General features: G+C 39.9%; 18 protein-coding genes and 2 pseudogenes. 15 read left to right on the forward strand and 5 right to left on the reverse strand.

Annotated elements, in window-relative coordinates; all coding sequences use genetic code 11:
- Positions 1-15: 15 nt before the first annotated feature.
- Together A3IA_RS0103085 and A3IA_RS0103090 are read right to left on the reverse strand one after the other, a co-directional pair.
- A complete protein-coding gene (locus A3IA_RS0103085) occupies positions 16-981 on the reverse strand; it encodes a LacI family DNA-binding transcriptional regulator (protein ID WP_018379880.1) in 966 nt (321 codons plus the stop codon).
- A gap of 1 nt (position 982) precedes the next feature.
- The gene (locus A3IA_RS0103090) at positions 983-2,422 is read right to left on the reverse strand and encodes a sucrose-6-phosphate hydrolase (RefSeq protein ID WP_018379881.1); all 1,440 of its coding nucleotides are present in this window, start codon (positions 2,420-2,422) and stop codon (positions 983-985) included.
- Positions 2,423-2,731: 309 nt separating this feature from the next.
- Here A3IA_RS0103090 and A3IA_RS0103095 point away from each other — a divergent pair.
- The 14 genes and pseudogenes from A3IA_RS0103095 to A3IA_RS0103160 all read left to right on the forward strand — a co-directional run.
- Positions 2,732-4,109: pseudogene (locus A3IA_RS0103095) on the forward strand (sucrose-specific PTS transporter subunit IIBC); the annotation flags it as partial.
- A gap of 80 nt (positions 4,110-4,189) precedes the next feature.
- Positions 4,190-4,645: pseudogene (locus tag A3IA_RS13655) on the forward strand (PTS sugar transporter subunit IIA); the annotation flags it as partial.
- Positions 4,646-4,781: 136 nt separating this feature from the next.
- Positions 4,782-5,684, forward strand: coding sequence for a fructokinase ScrK (gene scrK, locus A3IA_RS0103100; RefSeq protein WP_018379883.1), 903 nt, complete (start codon positions 4,782-4,784; stop codon positions 5,682-5,684).
- A 167-nt stretch (positions 5,685-5,851) separates the two neighbouring features.
- Positions 5,852-6,829 (forward strand): mannose-6-phosphate isomerase, class I, encoded by a 978-nt coding sequence (gene manA / locus A3IA_RS0103105; RefSeq protein WP_018379884.1) that lies wholly within the window; start codon positions 5,852-5,854, stop codon positions 6,827-6,829.
- Positions 6,801-7,130, forward strand: a complete 330-nt coding sequence (locus tag A3IA_RS0103110; RefSeq protein ID WP_018379885.1) for a hypothetical protein — start codon at positions 6,801-6,803, stop codon at positions 7,128-7,130. The genes manA and A3IA_RS0103110 overlap by 29 nt, the downstream gene beginning before the upstream one ends.
- A gap of 662 nt (positions 7,131-7,792) precedes the next feature.
- On the forward strand, positions 7,793-10,327 hold the full coding sequence (secA, locus tag A3IA_RS0103115; protein WP_018379886.1) for a preprotein translocase subunit SecA: 2,535 nt from the start codon (positions 7,793-7,795) through the stop codon (positions 10,325-10,327).
- A gap of 94 nt (positions 10,328-10,421) precedes the next feature.
- Positions 10,422-10,772: a holo-ACP synthase gene (gene acpS / locus A3IA_RS0103120; protein ID WP_018379887.1), complete on the forward strand. Its 351-nt coding sequence runs from the start codon at positions 10,422-10,424 to the stop codon at positions 10,770-10,772.
- Positions 10,773-10,805: 33 nt separating this feature from the next.
- Complete coding sequence (alr, locus tag A3IA_RS0103125) at positions 10,806-11,906, forward strand: alanine racemase (RefSeq protein ID WP_018379888.1); 1,101 nt, start codon at positions 10,806-10,808, stop codon at positions 11,904-11,906.
- 204 nt (positions 11,907-12,110) lie between these two features.
- On the forward strand, positions 12,111-14,126 hold the full coding sequence (recG, locus tag A3IA_RS0103130) for an ATP-dependent DNA helicase RecG (RefSeq protein ID WP_018379889.1): 2,016 nt from the start codon (positions 12,111-12,113) through the stop codon (positions 14,124-14,126).
- Positions 14,127-14,447: 321 nt separating this feature from the next.
- Positions 14,448-14,819, forward strand: coding sequence for a GntR family transcriptional regulator (locus tag A3IA_RS0103135; protein ID WP_018379890.1), 372 nt, complete (start codon positions 14,448-14,450; stop codon positions 14,817-14,819).
- 3 nt (positions 14,820-14,822) lie between these two features.
- The gene (locus A3IA_RS0103140) at positions 14,823-15,671 is read left to right on the forward strand and encodes an ABC transporter ATP-binding protein (RefSeq protein ID WP_018379891.1); all 849 of its coding nucleotides are present in this window, start codon (positions 14,823-14,825) and stop codon (positions 15,669-15,671) included.
- A complete protein-coding gene (locus tag A3IA_RS0103145) occupies positions 15,668-16,321 on the forward strand; it encodes an ABC-2 transporter permease (RefSeq protein ID WP_018379892.1) in 654 nt (217 codons plus the stop codon). Before A3IA_RS0103140 ends, A3IA_RS0103145 begins: the two co-directional genes overlap by 4 nt.
- Before the next feature lie 653 nt (positions 16,322-16,974).
- Positions 16,975-17,790, forward strand: coding sequence for a Cof-type HAD-IIB family hydrolase (locus A3IA_RS0103155; RefSeq protein ID WP_018379894.1), 816 nt, complete (start codon positions 16,975-16,977; stop codon positions 17,788-17,790).
- Positions 17,759-18,595, forward strand: coding sequence for a Cof-type HAD-IIB family hydrolase (locus A3IA_RS0103160; protein WP_018379895.1), 837 nt, complete (start codon positions 17,759-17,761; stop codon positions 18,593-18,595). Before A3IA_RS0103155 ends, A3IA_RS0103160 begins: the two co-directional genes overlap by 32 nt.
- Before the next feature lie 38 nt (positions 18,596-18,633).
- On the opposite strand, the gene A3IA_RS0103165 is transcribed toward A3IA_RS0103160, so the two are convergent.
- Entirely contained in the window at positions 18,634-19,191 is a 558-nt protein-coding gene (locus tag A3IA_RS0103165) for a TetR/AcrR family transcriptional regulator (RefSeq protein ID WP_018379896.1), read from the reverse strand.
- 118 nt (positions 19,192-19,309) lie between these two features.
- On the opposite strand from A3IA_RS0103165, the gene A3IA_RS0103170 reads away from it, so the two are divergent.
- Entirely contained in the window at positions 19,310-20,152 is an 843-nt protein-coding gene (locus A3IA_RS0103170) for a DegV family protein (RefSeq protein WP_018379897.1), read from the forward strand.
- A gap of 51 nt (positions 20,153-20,203) precedes the next feature.
- On the opposite strand, the gene A3IA_RS0103175 is transcribed toward A3IA_RS0103170, so the two are convergent.
- A complete protein-coding gene (locus A3IA_RS0103175) occupies positions 20,204-20,923 on the reverse strand; it encodes a hypothetical protein (protein WP_018379898.1) in 720 nt (239 codons plus the stop codon).
- An 88-nt stretch (positions 20,924-21,011) separates the two neighbouring features.
- Positions 21,012-21,279: IS30 family transposase (locus tag A3IA_RS0103180; protein WP_018379899.1), on the reverse strand; the 268-nt coding region annotated here is incomplete at its 5' end.

Here is a 21,279-nt window from a genome sequence, read left to right on the forward strand (position 1 = left end):
TGTCTTTCTCTGTTTTTATACCGTTCTACCAGCAGAGTAACTAATCGGTAAAACATAGTCTCGACTGGTTTCTTGACCGGAAATTTTCTTGATTAAGACGTCTACCATGAGGCTAGCTAAATCTTCGATGGGCTGCTTAATGGTTGTTAATTGTGGATAGTACTGTTCAATAAAGTCCGTTCCATCATACCCAACAAGTTTTAAATCCTCAGGAATTTGCTTGCCCATCTCTTGAGCAACTTTAATCACTTGAATGGCTGTCAAATCATCAGAAGTAAAGATGCCGTCTGGATTTTCTTTGGCGATAATGGAGCGGATTTCCATTTCTCGCCTTAGGGTTGATAACTCCCGCGGAATGTGATGGACTGGCGTTTCCTTTCCTAGTTCAGAGATAAAGCCTAGTTGGCGTAATCCGGTTGGAGAGTTAGAATTATCATTACCCGCAATCATAATAGTATGTTTACATCCCGCTTTTTTTAGGAGTTGCCCTGCGAGTTTGCCACCTTCGAAATTATCAGAAGACACGATGGGGATATGAGGAGCAAGGTTACGGTCGAAAGCAATGATGGGCGCTTCGACTTTTTCATAATCCTCAATACCTAGATTGTGGCTGGATGAGATGATACCATCTACTTGATTGGCAGATAGCATTTCTAAATATTCTTTTTCTTTGACAGGATTGTTCTGGCTATTACAAATAATGGTTTTGTAGCCTTTTTCAAAAAGCTGAATTTCCAAATGCTCAATCAATTGTGCAAAGAAAATGTTGGAAATATTAGGGAAAATCAAGCCGACCAATTGAGGGGATTTTCCTTGCAGACTGCGCGCTAAGTTGTTTGGTTTATAGCCCAGTTCACGCATGGCTTGATGGACTTTGTCGATGGTTTTTTGTGAGAGATAGCCTTTTTTATTGATAACGCGTGAAACAGTAGTCGGGCTAACGCCAGCTAGTTGTGCAACATCAGTGAGTTTTGCGACCATATTAGACGTTTAATTCAAAGTAGCTACCGCTAATTTGCCCTTCTTGAATTTGAATACCAGATTGGTCTTGGCTTGGAAAGACACGGCCGGTAAAGACTTTTTCACCATCGTTAACAAAAATTTCAAAGATTGATTTATCGACAAAAATGTTGAGTTTTGTCTCTGTTTTTTCAATGTCACATTGACGTTTGCGACCAAAGTCGATAGCATACTGTTGACCAGCAGAAGAGCGATCAACAACAAGTTGTCCTTGGATAGTATCAATTGTGATTTTAAGACCATTTAACTGTTCATCAGAAAATAGAATTAGCTGGGATTTATCATTTGCAGGAACGGTTACTTCCAGTTCATAAGTGTTTTGACTGCTAGATAGATTGGACAAGGTTTTGGCTCCCAATCGTAAATCCTTCATAGCTGGAACGGGGTATTGATAGAGTTTGCCGTCTCGGATTGAGAGTTCCTTAACCAAACTCATAGCTCCTTGGTAGTCGTATTGATCAGTAGGATAGTCGACATCTGGTAATCCAATCCAGCTGATAGTGTAAACTTTACCATCTGGTGCATTAAAACCTTGTGTCGCATAGGCTTCAAAACCGTAGTCTAGATTGTGAATTGGTGATGCTCCGACAAGCTGGGCTGAATTTGTGTCAAACGATTGACATATTTTATAGGTGTTAGGATAAATATTGTCATAATTGAGTTCAGATTTATCTAAACCTTGTGGGCTGTAAAGGAGGACAGGTTGCCCGTCAACAAAGACGAGATTTGGGCATTCAATCATGTATTCTGAACCAGTACCACCAAATTCAAGATTTCCCACAAATTCCCAGTTATTAACGTCATTATTAGTAGCTTTATACAGTTTGATGAAGCCTTTTTTATCAAGGTTTTGAGCGCCTACAATGGCATAGAATTGTCCTTGGTAGTTGAAGATTTGGGGGTCACGAAAATGTTCGGTTATATCTTGTGGTTGCTGGATGAGAACTTTGTCAAATTTTTCAATATGACCATCCTTATCCATCCAAGCGCCTACCTGAAGGGGATTGCGAACCCAGTTTTCATCGCGGACATTCCCCGTATAAAAGAGGAAGAGCTTGTCGTCAATTTCATAGGCGGAACCAGAGTATGCGCCGTGACTGTCATGAGCATGATCAGGTTCTAGTGTGATTCCTGTTTCTTTAAAGTGGATAAGGTCACTTGATTCAGTGTGAACCCATTGTTTTAAGCCGTGGGCAGCGCCAAACGGCCAGTTTTGATAGAAGAGCTGGAACTTGCCATCAAAGTAAGAAAACCCATTGGGGTCATTTAATAACCCAGTTTTTGGCTCTAGGTGGTAGCTAGCAAGCCATGGTGATTTTGCTTTATTTTCAGCAATTTTATTTTTTTCATCTTCTGTCCAATCCTCGTAACGGCGATAACGGACTTCTGTAGGTAAATTCATAAGTAAGATATATCAGAGCTAAGCAGTTGTGCGACTAGCTCCGTGTTCAGTAGACGGTTGTCGAATGAACACATCATCCTTTCTGTTTTATTAGCAACAGTGACAAAAAAACGAATTGTTGTTTTCTGTCAAATTATGTCAATTATATAGTAAACGTTTTCGCATTAAAAATCAATGTTTTACTGTCAAAAAATAACAATTTCTGCAAAACGCTTGACATATTTTTGAAATCTGATAAAATGATTGTGTGATGTGAAACGCTTTCACTAAACTTAAATAGAAAATGATAAAAAAGGAGTCTTTTTGCAAATGGATAACAAGCAAATTGCAGAAGAAGTCATCGTTGCCCTTGGTGGCCGTGATAACGTTAAAAGTGTTGCCCACTGTGCGACACGTCTTCGTGTGATGGTTAACGATGAATCAAAGATCGATAAAGCCAAAACCGAAGGCATTGAAAAAGTACAAGGAGCTTTCTTTAACTCAGGTCAATACCAAATCATCTTTGGTACAGGTACTGTCAATAAAATTTATGATGAAGTTGTCGCATTAGGACTTCCAACTTCATCAACTGGTGAGCAAAAAGAAGAAGCCGCTAAACAAGGTAATGCTTTCCAACGTGCCATTCGTACATTTGGTGACGTCTTTGTTCCATTGCTTCCAGCTATCGTTGCGACTGGTCTTTTCATGGGTATCCGTGGTGCTATCAACAACGATACTATTTTGGGTATGTTTGGAACAACTCAAGAAGCTTTCTCATCAACAAACTTCTATACATATACAGTTGTTTTAACTGACACAGCTTTTGCCTTCTTCCCTGCTTTGATTTCATGGTCAGCCTTCCGTGTATTTGGTGGTAATCCAGTTATCGGTTTGGTCTTGGGTCTTATGATGGTAAACTCAGCCCTTCCCAACGCTTGGGATGTTGCATCTAGAACAGCAAAACCAATTGAATTCTTCGGATTTATTCCAGTGGTTGGTTACCAAAACTCAGTTCTCCCAGCCTTCTTCGTAGGTCTTTTGGGGGCTAAACTTGAGAAAAAACTACATAAAATTATTCCGGATGTCCTTGACCTTCTTGTCGTACCATTCTTGACATTTACAATTATGTCGGCCTTGGCACTCTTTGTCATTGGTCCAGTCTTCCACAGTGTTGAAAACTATGTTCTTGCTGGAACTAAATTTATCCTTAACTTGCCACTTGGTCTTTCAGGTCTTATCCTCGGTGGTCTTCACCAAATCATCGTTGTTACTGGTGTTCACCACATCTTTAACCTACTTGAATCACAATTAATTGCGGCTGACGGTAAGGATCCATTCAACGCCATTATCACAGCAGCGATGACAGCACAAGCTGGGGCAACGCTTGCAGTTGGTGTTAAAACGAAAAACAAAAAATTGAAAGCTCTTGCTTTCCCTGCAGCCCTTTCAGCCGGTCTTGGTATTACTGAACCTGCCATCTTTGGTGTTAACTTACGTTTTGGTAAGCCATTTATCATGGGTCTTATCGCCGGTGCAGCTGGTGGTTGGTTGGCATCAATCTTCAACCTTGCTGGTACTGGTTTTGGAATTACAATCATTCCAGGTACTCTTCTCTACCTCAATGGTCAAGTGCTTAAATACGTAATCATGGTTCTTGGAACAACAGCTCTTGCCTTCGTTTTGACTTACTTCTTTGGTTATAAGGACGAAGAACCTCTTGCCCAAGCAGCATCTACATCTACAGAAAAAGTACAATCTGCGCCTGCAGTAGCAGCAACTCCTACAACCCTTTCAGAAGAAACAATTGTGTCACCACTTAATGGTGAAGTTGTTGAATTAACTTCTGTTAATGACCCAGTATTTGCCTCACAAGCTATGGGTAAAGGGATTGCCATCAAACCAACTGACAATACGGTCTACTCTCCAGTTGATGGTGTCGTTCAAATTGCTTTTGACACAGGCCATGCTTACGGTATTAAGTCTAATGATGGAGCAGAGATTCTCATCCATATCGGTATTGACACTGTTTCGATGGATGGTAAGGGATTTGATCAAAAGGTTAAAGCTAATCAGGCGGTTAAAAAAGGTGATGTTATCGGGACGTTTGATCTTGATGAAATCGCAGCAGCAGGTCTTGATAGCACAACTATGATTATCGTTACAAATACAGCAGACTATGCTGAGGTTAACTCCCTAGCAGCAGGAACTGTTGCCAAAGGTGATGCCTTGCTTGCTGTAAAATAATCCTAAACCCTTGAGAGGATACTCTAGTCTTAGATTAGGGTATTTTCTTAATATAGGGATTAAAGAATGTTTCTTGCTAGAAGCAGCGAATTTACTTATAATGATGATAAAAATGTGAGATATAAAAGGAGATGCTATGCCTAAATTATATGGGAGCGTGGAAGCTGGTGGCACAAAGTTTGTTTGTGCTGTCGGTGATGAACATTTTCAAGTGGTTGAAAAAACACAATTTCCAACGACAACACCTTATGAAACTATTGAACGTACGGTAGAATTTTTCAAACGTTATGAAGAAGATCTAGAAGGTATCGCTATTGGTTCATTTGGTCCGATTGATATTGATCAAAATTCTGATACCTACGGCTATATCACAACAACTCCGAAGGAACACTGGGCGAATGTTGACTTGGTCGGTTTGATTTCGAAAGAATTTAATGTACCATTTTACTTTACAACAGACGTAAACAGTTCCGCTTACGGAGAAGTCATGGTGCGTAAGGGTGTTGATAGTTTGGTTTATTACACCATCGGTACAGGTATCGGAGCTGGTGCTATTCAACGTGGTGAATTTGTTGGTGGCGTTGGACACACAGAAGCAGGTCATGTCTACGTACCTCGCCACCCTCGTGATTATGCCAATGAATTCCAAGGGACATGCCCTTTCCATAAAGGCTGTCTGGAAGGCTTGGCTGCCGGTCCGTCCCTTGAAGCTCGGACGGGAATTCGTGGTGAATTGATTGAACAAAATTCAGATGTTTGGGATATCCAAGCCTACTATATAGCGCAAGCAGCTGTTCAAGCGACCGTTCTCTATCGCCCACAAGTCATTGTTTTTGGCGGAGGAGTTATGGCACAGGATCATATGTTGCGCCGTGTTCGTGAAAAATTTACAGCTCTACTCAACGGCTATCTTCCAGTTCCTGATGTGACAGAATATATCGTAACACCTGCAGTGGCGGAAAATGGTTCGGCTACGCTAGGTAATTTTGCACTGGCAAAAGATGTCTCAGATCGTAAGGCTAGCTACGGTTTATCATAAAATGAAAATCTGGTTGCGACCAGATTTTTTTGTGTCCAAAATCAAAATGGTTAGTCTTGGGCAGAGATTTTTTGAGATAAGCAGACTTTGCCTTGAACCGCATTTTAAAAAGGAGTATAATGACCCTACTTTGCTTCTAAAAAGAAGGATCTTGAAAGGAAACGGATATGGCTAAACCTTTATTTTTAGCACCAGTAATGCAGGAGAAAATTTGGGGTGGTAGTCGCCTAGCACAAGAATACGGTTATGAGATTCCATCGAATCATACGGGTGAGTGTTGGGCTATTTCAGCGCATCCAAATGGTGTATCTACGATTAAAAATGGCAAATTTAAGGGGATGGGATTGGATGAGCTATACAAAAATCATCCAGACGTCTTTGGACATCCAGACAGCACGGTATTTCCATTACTAACAAAAATTCTTGATGCTAATGATTGGTTGAGTGTCCAAGTTCACCCAGATGATGAGTATGCCATGATTCATGAGGGAGAGCTAGGAAAGACAGAGTGCTGGTATATTCTCTCAGCTGAAGAGGGGGCTGAAATTATTTATGGTCACAATGCTAAGTCTAAAGAGGAGTTGGCTCAGATGATTGAATCAGGAGATTGGGAGCATCTCTTGACTCGTATTCCAGTCAAAGCAGGTGATTTTTATTATGTACCAAGTGGTACCATGCATGCCATTGGTAAAGGAATCATGATTTTGGAAACCCAACAGTCAAGTGATACGACCTACCGTGTCTATGATTTTGACCGAAAAGATGACCAAGGAAATCTTCGTGAGCTTCATTTGAAACAATCCGTCGATGTGATGACGATTGGACAACCGCAAAATAGCACCCCTGCCAAACTTATAGTTGGAGGGCTTACTTCAACACTCTTGGTTGCTAATCCTTTCTTTATGGTATATAACTGGAAAGTTTCTCGCTCTGTTGCCATGCAACAAACAGCACCTTACTTATTAGTTAGTGTTATTGATGGGGAAGGGCATATTACAGTAGATAATGGGATTTTCTGTATCCGAAAAGGAGATCATTTCATTATTCCTAATCAAGTGAAATCGTGGGAGTTCGATGGGAAAATTGATATGATTGTTAGCCACGTAGGAGAAAAGAATGATGACGGATTTGGATTGGTTGATTAATCAATTTCCTGAGGAAGCTATCTTTTATCAAGGGCGTTACTTTCAAGTCAAGCGCTATGGTGAGCATCAATTCGCTCTTTCTATTTCAGAACCTGGTCCTTGTGGTGACAAAACACCACATCCTATCTTGAAATTTCATTATCAGAATCACCAATTAGCATACAGCTATTTTGCAGATTTTGTAGTAAGTCCGATGGTAACTGTTTATGCAGCAACAGAAAATCTTCCTTTTTTCAAGGAAAAAATGGCAGAAACAGTATCTGAATTTATGTCAGTATTCCCCAAAGAAGAGATGAATTAAAATCATAGTCTTTTGAATTAACTTTGACACATCGCAACTTTCGTCTTGCCATACGCATACTCAATGAAAATCAAAAGCAGACTAGGCGACACAGATAGCAGATAGAACTGTCTTTATCACATCAAGTCAATAAGGTCTGCTTTTGATTTTCGAAGAGTATCAAGTATTGTTCGCGTCTTTTTGTTCCTTGTTTTGAAAGTTAAGTCATTTGACTATAGTAACTTGAAGCGGTCGATTTTGGCTCTTCTTTTTTTAGTTTAAGCGTTGGATTAAAATGGTCTATCCCAAAATCATTTTACGTCTTCTGCGTGAACTTCAAAGAAACAAAAAGGGTTTCAATTGGGAATTGGAGTAGGCGTTGCTGACTTTAAACATTCGGTCTGTAAGCGCTAATTTTGTCAGTGAATGATGACGAAACTGACTTAGAAAGCTAGCTTCTCCTCTTCAAAAATTTTCCGAGACTTTTTGAATGCTCAAGAAGACGACATTTTTAAATTCATTTAATGAAAGTAGAGAAGCTGTGGACTTTTACCTCAGCTTTTTGGCAGGGCTGACACTTCAAAAATCTGCTGGATTGATAGTATTTTTCTTCTTTTTATTTCGTTGAATTTACCCTTGTATTATGCTAAAATGAGAAGATAAGACTATCGAAAGGGAAAAAGATGGCAAATATAATCCGAGACATCATTGAAAATGATAAAGGTGAATTAAAAAAACTTGATAAAATAGCCAAAAAGGTTGAGAGCTATGCTGATGAGATGGCGGCTCTTAGCGATCCTGACTTGCAAGCCAAAACCGAAGAATTTAAGAAACGCTACCAAAATGGGGAAACTTTAGATGAACTTCTTCCAGAAGCTTTTGCGGTTGTCCGTGAAGGTGCTAAGCGTGTCTTGGGACTATATCCTTACCATGTGCAAATCATGGGTGGGATTGTTCTCCACCACGGTGATGTGCCAGAGATGCGTACTGGTGAGGGGAAAACCCTAACGGCAACTATGCCTGTTTATCTAAATGCCCTTGCTGGTGAAGGAGTTCATGTTATCACCGTTAACGAATACCTTTCAACGCGTGATGCGACTGAAATGGGGGAATTGTATAGCTGGTTAGGACTCTCTGTGGGGATTAACCTTTCAGCCAAATCATCGCTTGAAAAACGCGAAGCCTATGCTTGCGACATCACCTATTCAACCAACTCAGAAGTTGGTTTTGACTATCTTCGTGACAACATGGTGGTTCGTCAAGAAGATATGGTGCAACGTCCACTTAATTTTGCTTTGGTCGATGAGGTTGACTCAGTTCTGATTGACGAAGCTAGGACGCCTTTGATTGTGTCTAGCCCAGCAAGTTCAGAAACCAACCAACTTTACTACATGGCAGATCGTTTTGTTAAAACTTTGAAACGTGATGATTATGCGATTGACGTGCCAAGTAAGACAATTGGTCTTATGGATTCAGGGATTGATAAGGCGGAGAAATTCTTCAAACTTGAAAACTTGTATGATTTGGAGAATGTTGCTCTAACGCACTTTATCGATAATGCCCTTCGAGCTAACTACATCATGCTCTTAGATATTGACTATGTGGTTAGTGAAGAACAAGAAATCCTGATTGTTGACCAATTTACAGGGCGCACTATGGAAGGGCGACGCTTCTCTGACGGTCTTCACCAAGCGATTGAAGCCAAAGAAGATGTGCCGATTCAAGACGAATCCAAAACATCAGCGTCTATCACCTACCAAAATATGTTCCGTATGTACAAAAAATTGGCAGGTATGACTGGTACTGGTAAAACTGAGGAAGAGGAATTCCGCGAAATCTATAACATGCGCATTATTCCAATTCCAACGAACCGCCCTATTCAACGTATTGATAATGCGGATTTGCTCTATCCAACATTGGAATCCAAATTCCGCGCTGTTATTGCAGATATTAAAGAACGTCATGCAAAAGGGCAACCCATCTTGGTTGGTACAGTTGCTGTTGAGACCAGTGAATTGATTTCAAAAAATCTGGTTGAAGCAGGTATTCCACATGAAGTTTTGAATGCTAAAAATCACTTCAAGGAAGCGCAAATCATCATGAATGCTGGTCAGAGAGGAGCTGTCACTATCGCTACCAATATGGCTGGTCGTGGTACGGACATCAAACTCGGTGAAGGTGTTCGTGAACTTGGTGGTCTCTGTGTTATTGGGACAGAACGTCATGAAAGTCGTCGTATCGATAACCAGCTCCGTGGGCGTTCAGGTCGTCAGGGTGACCCAGGTGAGTCACAATTCTACCTTTCACTAGAAGATGAATTACTCCGTCGCTTTGGTACGGATCGTATCAAACAGTTCTTAGAGCGTTTCAACGCCGATCAGGATGAGGACATCGTTATTAAATCACGTATCTTCACCAGTCAAGTTGAAGCAGCACAAAAACGTGTCGAAGGTAATAACTACGATACCCGTAAGCAAGTCCTTCAGTACGATGACGTTATGCGTGAGCAACGTGAGATCATCTATGCTGATCGCTACGATGTGATTACAGCTACTCGTGATTTAGGTCCAGAAATCAAGGCGATGATTAGACGTACGATTGATCGTGCCGTTGATGGACACAGTCGCATGCCTAAGGAAGAGGCTTATGAAGGTATTTTAACCTTTGCGCAAAATAATCTGTTGCCAGAAAATGCTATTAGTCTGTCAGATTTAAAAGGTACGAAATTTAGCACGATTAAAGAAGATTTGTATGAATATGCCTTGCGTATCTATGATCATCAGATTGCTAAATTACCAGATGAGCAAGCCGTTATTGAGTTTCAAAAAGTCTTGATTTTGATGGTTGTGGATAATAAATGGACAGACCATATTGACGCCTTAGATCAATTGCGTAACTCAGTAGGTCTTCGTGGTTATGCCCAAAACAATCCTATTGTTGAATATCAAACAGAAGGTTTCCGTATGTTCAATGATATGGTTGGTGCCATCGAATTTGACGTTACAAGAACTATGATGAAAGCTCAAATTCATAAGCAAGAGCGCGAGCAAACTCATGAGCACGCGACAACAACAGCTGTTAAGAATATCGCTGCTAAACAGGGAACAGATGTTTCTCAAATGGAAGCGATTGACTTTAACAATGTTGGACGTAATGATCTTTGCCCATGTGGTTCAGGCAAGAAATTTAAAAATTGCCATGGTCGTTCTCAATTTTAATGACACTGTAAGTTAAGCAGTTTAAAGAATAAAGTGGAGTAAGGATTTGACAGGAAACTGGAGAATGCTTACTCTCTTTTTAGGAAGATTTCAAATGATAGTAGGACATGGCATTGATTTGCAGGACATTTCAGCAATAGAAGCGGCTTATCTTAAGAAAAAGAGCTTCGCTGATCGTGTATTAACCCCAAATGAACTTGCAAGGTTTAATCGTTTAAAAGGTAAGCGTCAAATCGAATTTTTAGCTGGACGATGGTCAGCTAAAGAAGCTTTTTCAAAGGCGTATGGAACTGGGATTGGAAAAATTTCTTTTCAAGATATTGAAATCTTATCAGATCAATCTGGTAAGCCCTATGTTAATCAATCGCCTTTTAAGGGGCGGAGTCATCTTTCGATTTCACATAGTGGAGGTTTTGTTCAGGCAAGTGTGATTTTAGAAGATTGAAGTCGCTGTTCTAGGATTGAAAGGAGTGCTTTTGTGATATCAAGTTTACACAGGCCAACAAAGGCTAAAATTAATCTGGATGCAATTTCAGCAAATATTCGTACAGTTGTGGAGTACATTCCCAGCCAACCTAAGGTTTGGGCAGTTGTAAAAGCTAATGCATACGGACATGGAGCGATTGCAGTCGCTCATCATATAGAAGGACAAGTTGATGGCTTTTGTGTTTCCAATGTGGATGAAGCGATTGAATTGCGTCAAGCGGGCATAAAGAAATCCATTCTTGTCTTGGGAGTTATTTTGCCAGAAGAAGTCTATCTGGCAAAAGATTACCGTCTGACCTTAACCATTGCCAGTCTGGAATGGGTGAGTTTGGCTAAAACTTTAGGAACTAATTTGAAAAACCTTACCTGCCACATTAAGGTGGATTCTGGTATGGGGCGGATTGGTGTGAGAACGCGGGCAGAAACAGAAGCATTGATTTCTGAATTACAAGAACAGGGTGCATTTATTGAAGGGATTTTCACTCATTTTGCAACAGCAGATGAAGCAAATCAACAGCAATTTGAGGAGCAGCTTGATTTCTTTAAAGAGTTAGTAAGGTCATTGGATAATTGTCCTTCAGTAGTTCATGCCAGTAATTCGGCAACCAGCATTTGGCACGCCGACACTGTGTTTAACGCCGTTCGTCTGGGGTTGGTTATCTACGGTCTTAATCCGAGTGGTAGAGCTTTAGAGATTCCCTATGAAATTGAACCGGCGCTACATTTGGAATCGGCTCTAATACACGTTAAGAAAGTTCCAGCAGGTGCTGCAGTTGGTTATGGAGGGACTTATCATGCTGAAACAGATGAATGGATAGGGACTCTACCAATTGGGTATGCGGATGGCTGGACGCGTGACATGCAAAATTTTAACGTTTTGGTTGATGGCAAGTTTTGTCAAATTATCGGTCGCGTTTCAATGGATCAGGCAACCATTCGTTTGCCTAAGAAATATCCTTTGGGAACTAAAGTTATTCTAATCGGTAAGAGTGGTGATCAGTCGATTTCAGCAACCGATGTCGCTGAAAAACGTGGCACCATTAACTATGAAGTGCTTTGCCTAATCAGTGACCGTGTGCCGAGGGAATATTGATACGATTAGGGTGAGATGCGGGCTGATACTCTTTGAAAATCAACTTCAGATTTTGTTGATTTGATGACTTTCAGTTCTAGCTACATTGGCACCGCCTAGTCTGATCTTTATTGAGTATAAGTTCAATCAATAAGGCAGTTATCATCAAACTTAAAAGAAAGATTAAAGGGAGCCAATCGAGGCTCCCTTTGCTATAATAGATATATGAATTTACAATCACCGATTGCAGAATTAAAAGGTTTTGGACCTAAATCTGCGGAGAAATTTACCAAATTGGGTTTATACACGATTGAAGATCTCTTTTTGTACTATCCTTTTCGTTATGAGGATTTTAAAAGTCGTTCGATTTTTGACCTCATGGATGGTGAGAAGGCTGTCGTTACCGGTCAGGTGGTAACCCCAGCTAATGTTCAGTATTATGGTTTTAAACGCAATCGCCTATCTTTTAAAATCAAGCAGGATGAAGCGGTTATCGCAGTTAGTTTTTTCAACCAGCCCTATCTAGCTGATAAGATTGAGTTGGGCAGCGACATCGCTGTTTTCGGAAAATGGGATGCTAAAAAATCAGCCCTAACTGGTATGAAAGTATTGGCACAGGTTGAAGATGACATGCAGCCAGTATATCATGTTGCCCAGGGTGTCTCACAATCAGCTTTGGTAAAGGCGATTAAAGCAGCCTTTGACAGTCAACTGCTGGGAACAATTAGGGAAAATTTACCTCAAGTTTTACTTCAAAAGTACCGCTTGATGACCAGACAAGAAGCGGTGGCAGGCATGCATTTTCCAAAAGACTTGGCAGCTTACAAGCAGGCTCTGCGACGGATTAAGTTTGAAGAACTCTTCTATTTTCAACTTAATTTACAAGTCTTAAAGGCAGAAAATAAATCTGAAACTAGTGGCTTGGCAATCAATTTTGATCAGTCCATGGTCGATGAAAAAATTAAGGCATTGCCATTTCCCTTAACTGGCGCTCAATCTAGAAGTCTAATTGAAATTTTAGGAGATATGAAATCAGGTGCCCACATGAATCGCCTTTTACAGGGAGATGTGGGATCTGGGAAAACCGTGATTGCCAGTCTAGCCATGTACGCTAGCTACACTGCTGGGTATCAGTCAGCGCTTATGGTGCCAACAGAAATTCTAGCGGAACAGCACTTTGCCAGTTTGACAGAATTGTTTCCAGACCTCAATGTTGCTCTCTTAACGTCTGGCATGAAGGCATCGGTCAAGCGTGCTGCTTTAGCAGCCATTGCTGATGGCTCTGTGGATATGATTGTAGGAACGCATGCCTTAATTCAAGATGCTGTGACCTACCACAAGCTGGGTTTGGTTATCACGGATGAGCAGCATCGGTTCGGCGTTAATCAGCGTCGTGTTTTTCGAGAAAAGGGAGAAAATCCCGATGTTCTTATGATGACGGCTACGCCAATTCCTAGAACACTCGCTATTACGACTTTTGGTGAGATGGACGTTTCCATCATTGATGAATTGCCGGCAGGACGAAAACCAATCGTCACTAGGTGGGTCAAGCATGAGCAGTTGGATTCCGTCATGACTTGGATGAAGGATGAGCTGACAAAGGGAGCGCAAGCCTATGTTATTTCCCCCTTAATTGAGGAGTCGGAAGCTCTAGACCTGAAAAATGCTGTGGCCTTACATGCTGAGTTAGCAGAATTCTTCGGAGATGATTTCCGAGTGGACTTGATGCATGGTCGCATGAAAGCTGATGAAAAAGAAGCGACCATGTTGGCTTTTAAAGCTGCTAAAAGTCAGGTGCTGGTATCAACGACTGTTATTGAAGTTGGGGTCAATGTGCCCAATGCTACGATTATGGTGATTATGGATGCAGACCGTTTTGGTCTTAGCCAGTTGCACCAACTTCGAGGCCGTGTTGGTCGAGGTTATAAACAATCCTACGCTATCCTTGTTGCCAACCCTAAAAATGACACGGGAAAAGACCGCATGCTTGCCATGTGCGAGACTAATGATGGCTTTGTTCTGGCAGAAAAAGATTTGAAAATGCGTGGTTCGGGAGAAATATTTGGTACTCGTCAATCAGGTTTACCGGAATTTAAAACGGCTGACATTGTCGAAGATTTTAATATTTTAGAAGAAGCCAGACGTGTTTCTGCAGAGATTGTAAAAGATCCGAAATGGATGCTAGATCCCAGATGGGAAGTTCTTCTGACAGAATTGAAAAAAGAAGGTCAGTTTGATTAAACACATGAAGACATGAATTAGTCCTTAAATGGTCTGGTTTATGTCTTTTTTTATTTATGTGGCTTTGTTGGAAAATGCTATCTATCTTGTCGCCCGGCCCTAAAACGGGTAGATGCTATCTATCTTGTCGCCCGGCCCTAAAACGGGTAGATGCTGGAAAGCAAATAAATGAGTGTGAGAAGCCCAAAATGCTTATCTCATGTTAAAAAATCTCTAAAAAAAGCAAGATTGAAAAAAGTTACGTGAGTTTGTCGTGGTTTTTATAGTGATAGTTGACAACTGTTATATACTGTTATATACTGTTTATGAGGAAAAGTAAAAATGGAAATTATTATAAATCAGTCATCCTTGGTACCTATTTACGAACAAATTTATGGTCAAATAAAAAATGCTATTTTATCCCAGATTTTATTGCCAGAAGATCATTTACCGTCAGTTAGACAACTTTCCAAGGAATTACAGATTAGTGCTCTAACGGTTAAAAAATCCTATGATTACCTTGAAAAGGATGGCTTAATCAGCACCATTCATGGGAAAGGTTCTTTTGTCAATAAAATTCACTCAAGTCGTTTTTATGAGGAACAACTAAAAGATTTTGAAGAATCTTTAGATCAGTTGATTGAAAAATCACTTGTCTATGGTATCGAGCAATCTGATATCATTGCTATCTTAGAGATGAAAATAAAGGAGTAGATGATGATTGACGTCAATAACATAAAGAAGTCGTACAAGAATTTTGATTTAGACCTTTCTTTGAAGATTCAAGCGGGTGAAACTGTTGGAATTGTTGGTAAAAATGGTTCTGGGAAATCAACCTTTTTTAAAGCTCTACTAGATTTAGTAACTCTTGATCAAGGAAAGATTAGCATTTTCGGTCAGTCTAATCGTGACTTGCGTAATGAAGATTTTGAAAAGATTGGTGTTGTTTTCCCAGATATGGGTTTTAACGAATTGATGACCATTAATGATATAAGCGCAATTCTTGATGCTCTCTACCATTCATTTGATAAACATGACTTTCTCAAGAAAGTTCAAGCTTTTGGTTTACCTACCAAGACGGCTATTAAAACCTTTTCGACAGGGATGAGAGCTAAGTTGAAAGTGTTGATTGCCTTAAGTCATCCGTCCAAGTTGTTGATTTTAGATGAACCTACAGCTGGTTTGGACGTTGTTGCGCGAAAAGATATTCTCAACTTAATTCGAGATTTTCAGGAGAGAGAAGAGGCCACAGTGTTGATTAGTTCACATGTTTCTTCAGATATTGAAACCTTATGTGATCGGTTGATCTTGCTTCATGATGGAAAAATATTACTGGAAGAAGATACAGATGTTATTTTAGACACGTACGCCCTTCTCAAAATGACTGAAGAGCAGTTTGAATCAATTGAAAAAGACTATCTTCAGTACATTAAAAAAGAGGCCTATTATTATAAGTGTTTGACGAATCAAAAAGTTTTTTATAAGGAAAACTATCCACATCTGGTCATTGATGATATGACTATTGATGGTTTGCTGGCTACCATTATCGAAGGAGAGAGATTATGAAAGGTTTACTGATAAAAGATGTTCAAATGATAAAGAAACAGCTGAGCCTAGTTTTGGTGCTTGGTGCCATCCTAGTGGGGATTTCCTTCTTTTCAGATGACACGGTGTTCCCAGTTAGTTTTTTTACCTATTTTATCGGTCTTATGGCCATCAGCACGATTAGCCAGGATGATATGTCTAAAGGGCAAGCTTACTTATTTTGTTTACCAGTTTCGCGGACGCAGTATGTATTGGAGAAATATCTCTTGAGTTTCTTTTCGATTATTTCAGCTTGGCTAATGTCTTTTGGAGTGATCTTGCTATCTGGCCAATCCCCTCATCACATGTCTCTAAATACCTTTTTCGTACCTTACTTATTTGTTTTATTTTTGTGTTGCTTACTGACCATTCTTCTTATCCCAGTTTATTTAAAATTTGGGGGTGAAAAATCTAGGCATGTTATCATGATAACATTTGCAGGATTGTTCTTAGCTTACTTGCAAGTGACGAATGTGTCTGACGATGTATCAGATTGGTTTGCTAGCTTAGTTAATCAAGTATTGGGGATAGAGTTAATGGTTCTAATTTCTTTTGGAGTCTTAATTATTAGCTGTACAGCCTCATTGTCTGTATTAATTAGTAAAAACATTATGCAGAAAAAAGAATTTTAGGAGGAAATCATGTTTTATACTCTTTTGTATCTTATTAGCATTGGTATTTTTTTGTATTGGATGTATAAAAAATTTCAAAAATAGAAAGGCAGTCCTTCTGGCTGAATGGAAAAAGAAGGTTATTTTGACGAATGCTTTAAAAAAGAGCTCAACAGAGTTCTTTTTTGCTTTCCACAATAAAGGAGTACCGAAGGTTTGGGTTTCAGATAAGGTATAGTTAAATGAATTAGCTTTCAGACAAGGAACAGAAAAAGACGCCGAACAGGTACTTGATCCTCTTTGAAAATTAAAAGCAGACCTTGTTGGCTTGATTTGATGAACACCAGTTCTATCTGCTATCTGTGTCGCCTAGTCTGCTTTTAATTTTCAAAGAGTAGTAAGTATGCAAGTCGACAGTGGCGAGCTATCAAAGTTGATTCCAAAGACTATCTTTTCATAAAGATTATATTTTTTATGGTGAAGCTTTGTTATGTAATGGCGATAACAATGAAAAATACTTGTACGAGAATGTCAATTAAAAAATCATGCCATCAGAAAATGGTTTTATGCCATTTCGTCGTGAGTACGTCATGGTTGGTTTGCATGCTATGCTTTTGATTTTTTAAGAATTGTGCTATCCTAATGGTAAGTGATGAAGTAGAAAGAGGCTTAGGATGATCAAGTTAATCGCCATCGATATGGATGGCACACTCTTAGACAGTCAAAAAAAATTACCGCAGGAAAACATTGATGCTATTCAAGAGGCTGTGGCTGTTGGTATTAAGATTGTTATTTGTACAGGTCGTTCTCAAGCAGGAGTAAAACCATATTTTGAACAATTAGGTCTTCATGAAGAAGAGTATGTCATTTTAAATAACGGCTGTTCGCTTCATGAAACGCTCAATTGGTCAACACTTTATGGCAAGTCCTTAAGCCATTCTGATATATTGGGCTTGCAGTCTTATGTGGATGATAATTTGGAAGTTGACATGGTCTTAACAACCAATAAGGACTATTATTTTGTTGGGGAAACGCCCTCTAAGATTGCTCAGGCTGATGCTGATTCGGTCTTCACCAACTTATTGCCAATCGAAAAAGATGCCATTTCAACGATTGAAGAGCCGGTATACAATGCCATGTATATGGGAACGTCAAAAGCTATTGATGCCTTTCAAAATAAACACGAAGCTGAGATCTTGGAGGCTTATACTGGCGTGCGCAGCCAAGACCTTCTCTATGAAGTTTTACCTCAACATTCCAATAAAGCTACGGGGTTAGCAGAACTCGTCAAACTGCTAGGATTGGACCCCAGCCAAATCATGACCATTGGTGACGGGAATAACGATATTGAGATGTTGGATTTTTCAGGATTTGCGGTTGCTATGGAAAATGCCTCAGATGCTGTTAAAGCCCATGCTGACAAGATTACGCTAAGAAACGATCAAGCAGGAGTTGCCTATGCTATCAGAGAATTTGTCCTTAAATCCTAAAATAAAGTTAGTTGCTATCGATATGGATGGTACGCTTTTGGATGACGCTAAACAATTGACCGAAGAGAATAAAGAGGCTATTAGGAAGGCTCGTCAAGCGGGTGTCCATATTGTTATCTGTACGGGTCGTCCCAAGTCGGGGATTTTGCCCTATGCTAAGGAACTCTGTCTGGAGGATGACTATGTGATTGCTAATAACGGTTCCTGGCTCTTTAAGACCAATGATTGGTCAACGCTAGCCTCCCATAGTCTCTCTCGAGAGGCTTTACAACATGTAGTGGCAATCTTTGACGATACGCCGGGAATTAATCTGGTTTTCTTTACCCAAGAAGCCAATTATGTGTTGGGAAGAGAGCTTTATCCAGCGGTTATTCGTGATGCTGAGATTGAGAATTCTAAGCTATATCATACCACTTTTGAAGCCTTTTTGGACTTGGATATTCCAGTAGCTGCTGCTGTCTTTATGGGAGAAGAGTCTGTTATGGATGCCTTTGAAGCCAGAGCTGATGCCATCTTATCTGAAAAGGTAGCTACCGTTCGTAGCTTGGATTATGCCTACGAAGCTCTACCAGTCGGTGTTAATAAGGGGCGTGGGTTGAAAGATTTAGCAGAAGATTTGAAATTATCACCAGAAGAAATTATGGTACTTGGTGATGGCAATAACGATTTGGAAATGTTTGATTTTGCTGGAATTTCTGTGGCTATGGCAAATGCTTCAGAAGAAGTTAAAGCGCATACCGATTTTGTTACGAATTCAAATCAGGAATCAGGTGTTGCGAAAGCTATTTATGAACATGTCTTATAAAAATAAGCTAGCTGCCTCGTGCAACTAGCTTTTATACGTTAGACTAAAAGGGGGAGATCCATTGCTGCCATTTCTTCTTCTGGCACAACCATGCCTTCGTTAATCCAGCGACCTAAAACGGAAAGCACAGCCTGACTCCAAAAGGAGTGTCGATACTGATTTTGTCTGCTATCGCTTGGCTTTCTAAATTTACTCAAACGCTTGATAATGATATCGTAAATCCATTGCAACATGTTGTATTTAAGGATTATTTTAAGAAGGCGAACATTTTCCTTAGCCTGTTTAAAAAGGTATAGCCAGGCTTGGTAACGTTCGGTCTGAAAATTAAAGCGTTGTAAACCTTTAACAACTTTTAACGTTGCGCGCTTAATCATCTTATGAAGCAATACTTCTTTGGTTTGGTAATGGCGATAAAAGGCATTGCGAGAGACACCTGCCTTTTTCGTGAGTTCCGAGATAGAAATATTATCCAAAGGTTTTTCTTCTAGGAGGAGTAAGAGAGCCTCTTCGATAGCTTCCTTAGTGACTCGCTTAGCTTCTTGGTTGGCTATTTGTAACGGCTTAAGAGATGGTGCAGGAGTAACTTGTTTAGCCATGACAAATCCTTTCTTTTTGTGACATCCGACTAAAAATTGAGTATTTTTAAGATGTTTAATGATATAATTTTATTATAAAGTAGTTTGTATGTCAAAATAAAGCACAAGGAGATAAGGTATGACTTGGAAAATTGTTGCAGATTCTGGATGTAATCTGGTAGCTTTACAAGGCCTAGCAGAAAATGTTGCTTTTGTGCGAGTTCCTTTAACTTTACAAGTTGGAAGTCAATTATTTATTGATGATGAAGGACTAGATGTCGAGCATATGCTTGATATTCTTAAAGAAACAAAGGCAGCAGCAACCTCAGCCTGTCCTAGTCCGGATGCCTATATGAAGGCATTTGAAGGGGCGGACAACATTTTGGTTGTTACCATAACAGGTGGTTTATCTGGTAGTCAAAATAGTGCTCAGATAGCTAAAGATATGTATCTTGAAGACCATCCTAATACGAATATTCACGTCATTGATAGTTTATCAGCTGGTGGTGAAATGGATCTTTTAGTACAAAAGATGGAAACACTGATCGCAGCCGGTTTATCATTTGATGAAGTTGTTTCTCAAATAAAAGCGTATCAAGAGAAAACGAAACTGATTTTTATTCTTGCCAAGGTTGATAATTTAGTCAAAAATAGGCGTTTGAATAAGGTACTTGGTAAGGTTATCGGACTTCTAAACATTCGTATGGTTGGTAAAGCCAGCTCAGAAGGAAAACTGGAACTCTTACAAAAAGCTAAGGGGCAAAAGAAAGCGGTATCAGCTTCTTATCAAGAAATGGTCAAAGCCGGCTATCAGGGAGATCGTGTGTTAATAGCACATTGTCATAACGATAAGATTTGCCAGCAGCTGAATGACTTTATTAAGAAAGATTATCCTGCCGCTGACGTTCAAGTCGTACCAACTTCTGGTTTATGCAGCTTTTATGCGGAAGACGGTGGAATTCTAATGGGATATGAAATCTAATAAAAAACGGTGAGCTAATTTTCATGGCTCACCGTTTTTTATTGACAGTATCTATGGAGTATCAGTAGCTTCAGCAGGAACTGAAGCGTTATCTGAAGAACCAGCTGCGTCTCCTGCTGGTTCAGGTTGGTTTGTCTCTGGTAAAGGAGCTGTGCCGGGTGCCGCTGGAGTTGCTGGCGCATAGACGTTAGGCTGATTTTGAGGAACGTCAACCACCTCGGAATTATCAACACCTTCATTATCACCAGTTTCAGTGCCAATTTCCTCAGAAGTGAGTGGTACTTCATTTGATAATCCAGCATTTAAGGTTTGGCGAACGTCATCGAGTTGTTTTTGCAATGCTGTTTTTTTATCGCCATCTTTTAATTTGTCGATTTCTTTTTGTGCAGCATCAATATCAGTTGCAGAAAGAGTTTTTTCAGCTTGTTTAATAGCTTTTTCAGCTGTTTTTTCTTGTTTTAAAATAGCTTCAACAGCATCGATACGTTTTTGAAGCTTGTCTTTCAAGTCACCCTTAGGTAACTTAGCAAGAGCTTCTTTAGCTTTTTTTAGATTATCATCATTAGGGGTGTCCTCTAATGCTTTGACAGCTTTTTCGGCAGCTTCATTATCTTCAGCATTTCCAGACGAACTTGATTGACTTGTCCTCGTTACTTGGCTTGCGCTTTGTTCTTGGCTAGATTTATTAGCAATCATGTAAATCCCCCCAATAGCGATGAGGAGCAATATGGATAGGAACAGAAAGAGCATTTCACTTTTTGATTTTAACATTTGTTTTCCTTTGCATTGTCTTATTCTTTAACTATTATAAAGGACAATTGTAAAAATGCCAACCTTAACGGCAAAATTCAAGTCCAAGTTAGCCAGCGTATAACACCTCTCTGGGAGTTTTGTAATCTAATACTTTCTTAGGATAGTTATTGATCCAATTTTCAATGAATGTGACCTGTTTTTGGGTCGCATTTTTACTTCCCTTTGGTAACCAACGTCGAATCAAACGATTATGGTTCTCATTGGTCCCTCTCTCCCAAGAGGCATAAGGGTGGGCATAGTAAATATGCTCAGGGTCAAAAACCTCAGATAAGCGACTAAATTCCGTTCCGTTGTCAGCCGTGATAGAGTGAATC

This window comes from Streptococcus thoraltensis DSM 12221 (genome assembly GCF_000380145.1).
In the GTDB taxonomy this organism is placed as follows: domain Bacteria; phylum Bacillota; class Bacilli; order Lactobacillales; family Streptococcaceae; genus Streptococcus; species Streptococcus thoraltensis.

Bases quoted from the DNA above. Each gene is read 5' to 3' on its own strand.
- manA (WP_018379884.1), top strand. From the start codon at position 5,852: ATGGCTAAACCTTTATTTTTAGCACCAGTAATGCAGGAGAAAATTTGG.
- A3IA_RS0103145 (WP_018379892.1), top strand. From the start codon at position 15,668: ATGAAAGGTTTACTGATAAAAGATGTTCAAATGATAAAGAAACAGCTG.
- A3IA_RS0103165 (WP_018379896.1), bottom strand. From the start codon at position 19,191: ATGGCTAAACAAGTTACTCCTGCACCATCTCTTAAGCCGTTACAAATA.
- A3IA_RS0103135 (WP_018379890.1), top strand. From the start codon at position 14,448: ATGGAAATTATTATAAATCAGTCATCCTTGGTACCTATTTACGAACAA.
- A3IA_RS0103160 (WP_018379895.1), top strand. From the start codon at position 17,759: ATGCTATCAGAGAATTTGTCCTTAAATCCTAAAATAAAGTTAGTTGCT.
- A3IA_RS0103140 (WP_018379891.1), top strand. From the start codon at position 14,823: ATGATTGACGTCAATAACATAAAGAAGTCGTACAAGAATTTTGATTTA.
- secA (WP_018379886.1), top strand. From the start codon at position 7,793: ATGGCAAATATAATCCGAGACATCATTGAAAATGATAAAGGTGAATTA.
- scrK (WP_018379883.1), top strand. From the start codon at position 4,782: ATGCCTAAATTATATGGGAGCGTGGAAGCTGGTGGCACAAAGTTTGTT.
- A3IA_RS0103090 (WP_018379881.1), bottom strand. From the start codon at position 2,422: ATGAATTTACCTACAGAAGTCCGTTATCGCCGTTACGAGGATTGGACA.
- acpS (WP_018379887.1), top strand. From the start codon at position 10,422: ATGATAGTAGGACATGGCATTGATTTGCAGGACATTTCAGCAATAGAA.
- A3IA_RS0103170 (WP_018379897.1), top strand. From the start codon at position 19,310: ATGACTTGGAAAATTGTTGCAGATTCTGGATGTAATCTGGTAGCTTTA.
- A3IA_RS0103155 (WP_018379894.1), top strand. From the start codon at position 16,975: ATGATCAAGTTAATCGCCATCGATATGGATGGCACACTCTTAGACAGT.
- A3IA_RS0103175 (WP_018379898.1), bottom strand. From the start codon at position 20,923: ATGTTAAAATCAAAAAGTGAAATGCTCTTTCTGTTCCTATCCATATTG.
- A3IA_RS0103085 (WP_018379880.1), bottom strand. From the start codon at position 981: ATGGTCGCAAAACTCACTGATGTTGCACAACTAGCTGGCGTTAGCCCG.
- A3IA_RS0103110 (WP_018379885.1), top strand. From the start codon at position 6,801: ATGATGACGGATTTGGATTGGTTGATTAATCAATTTCCTGAGGAAGCT.
- recG (WP_018379889.1), top strand. From the start codon at position 12,111: ATGAATTTACAATCACCGATTGCAGAATTAAAAGGTTTTGGACCTAAA.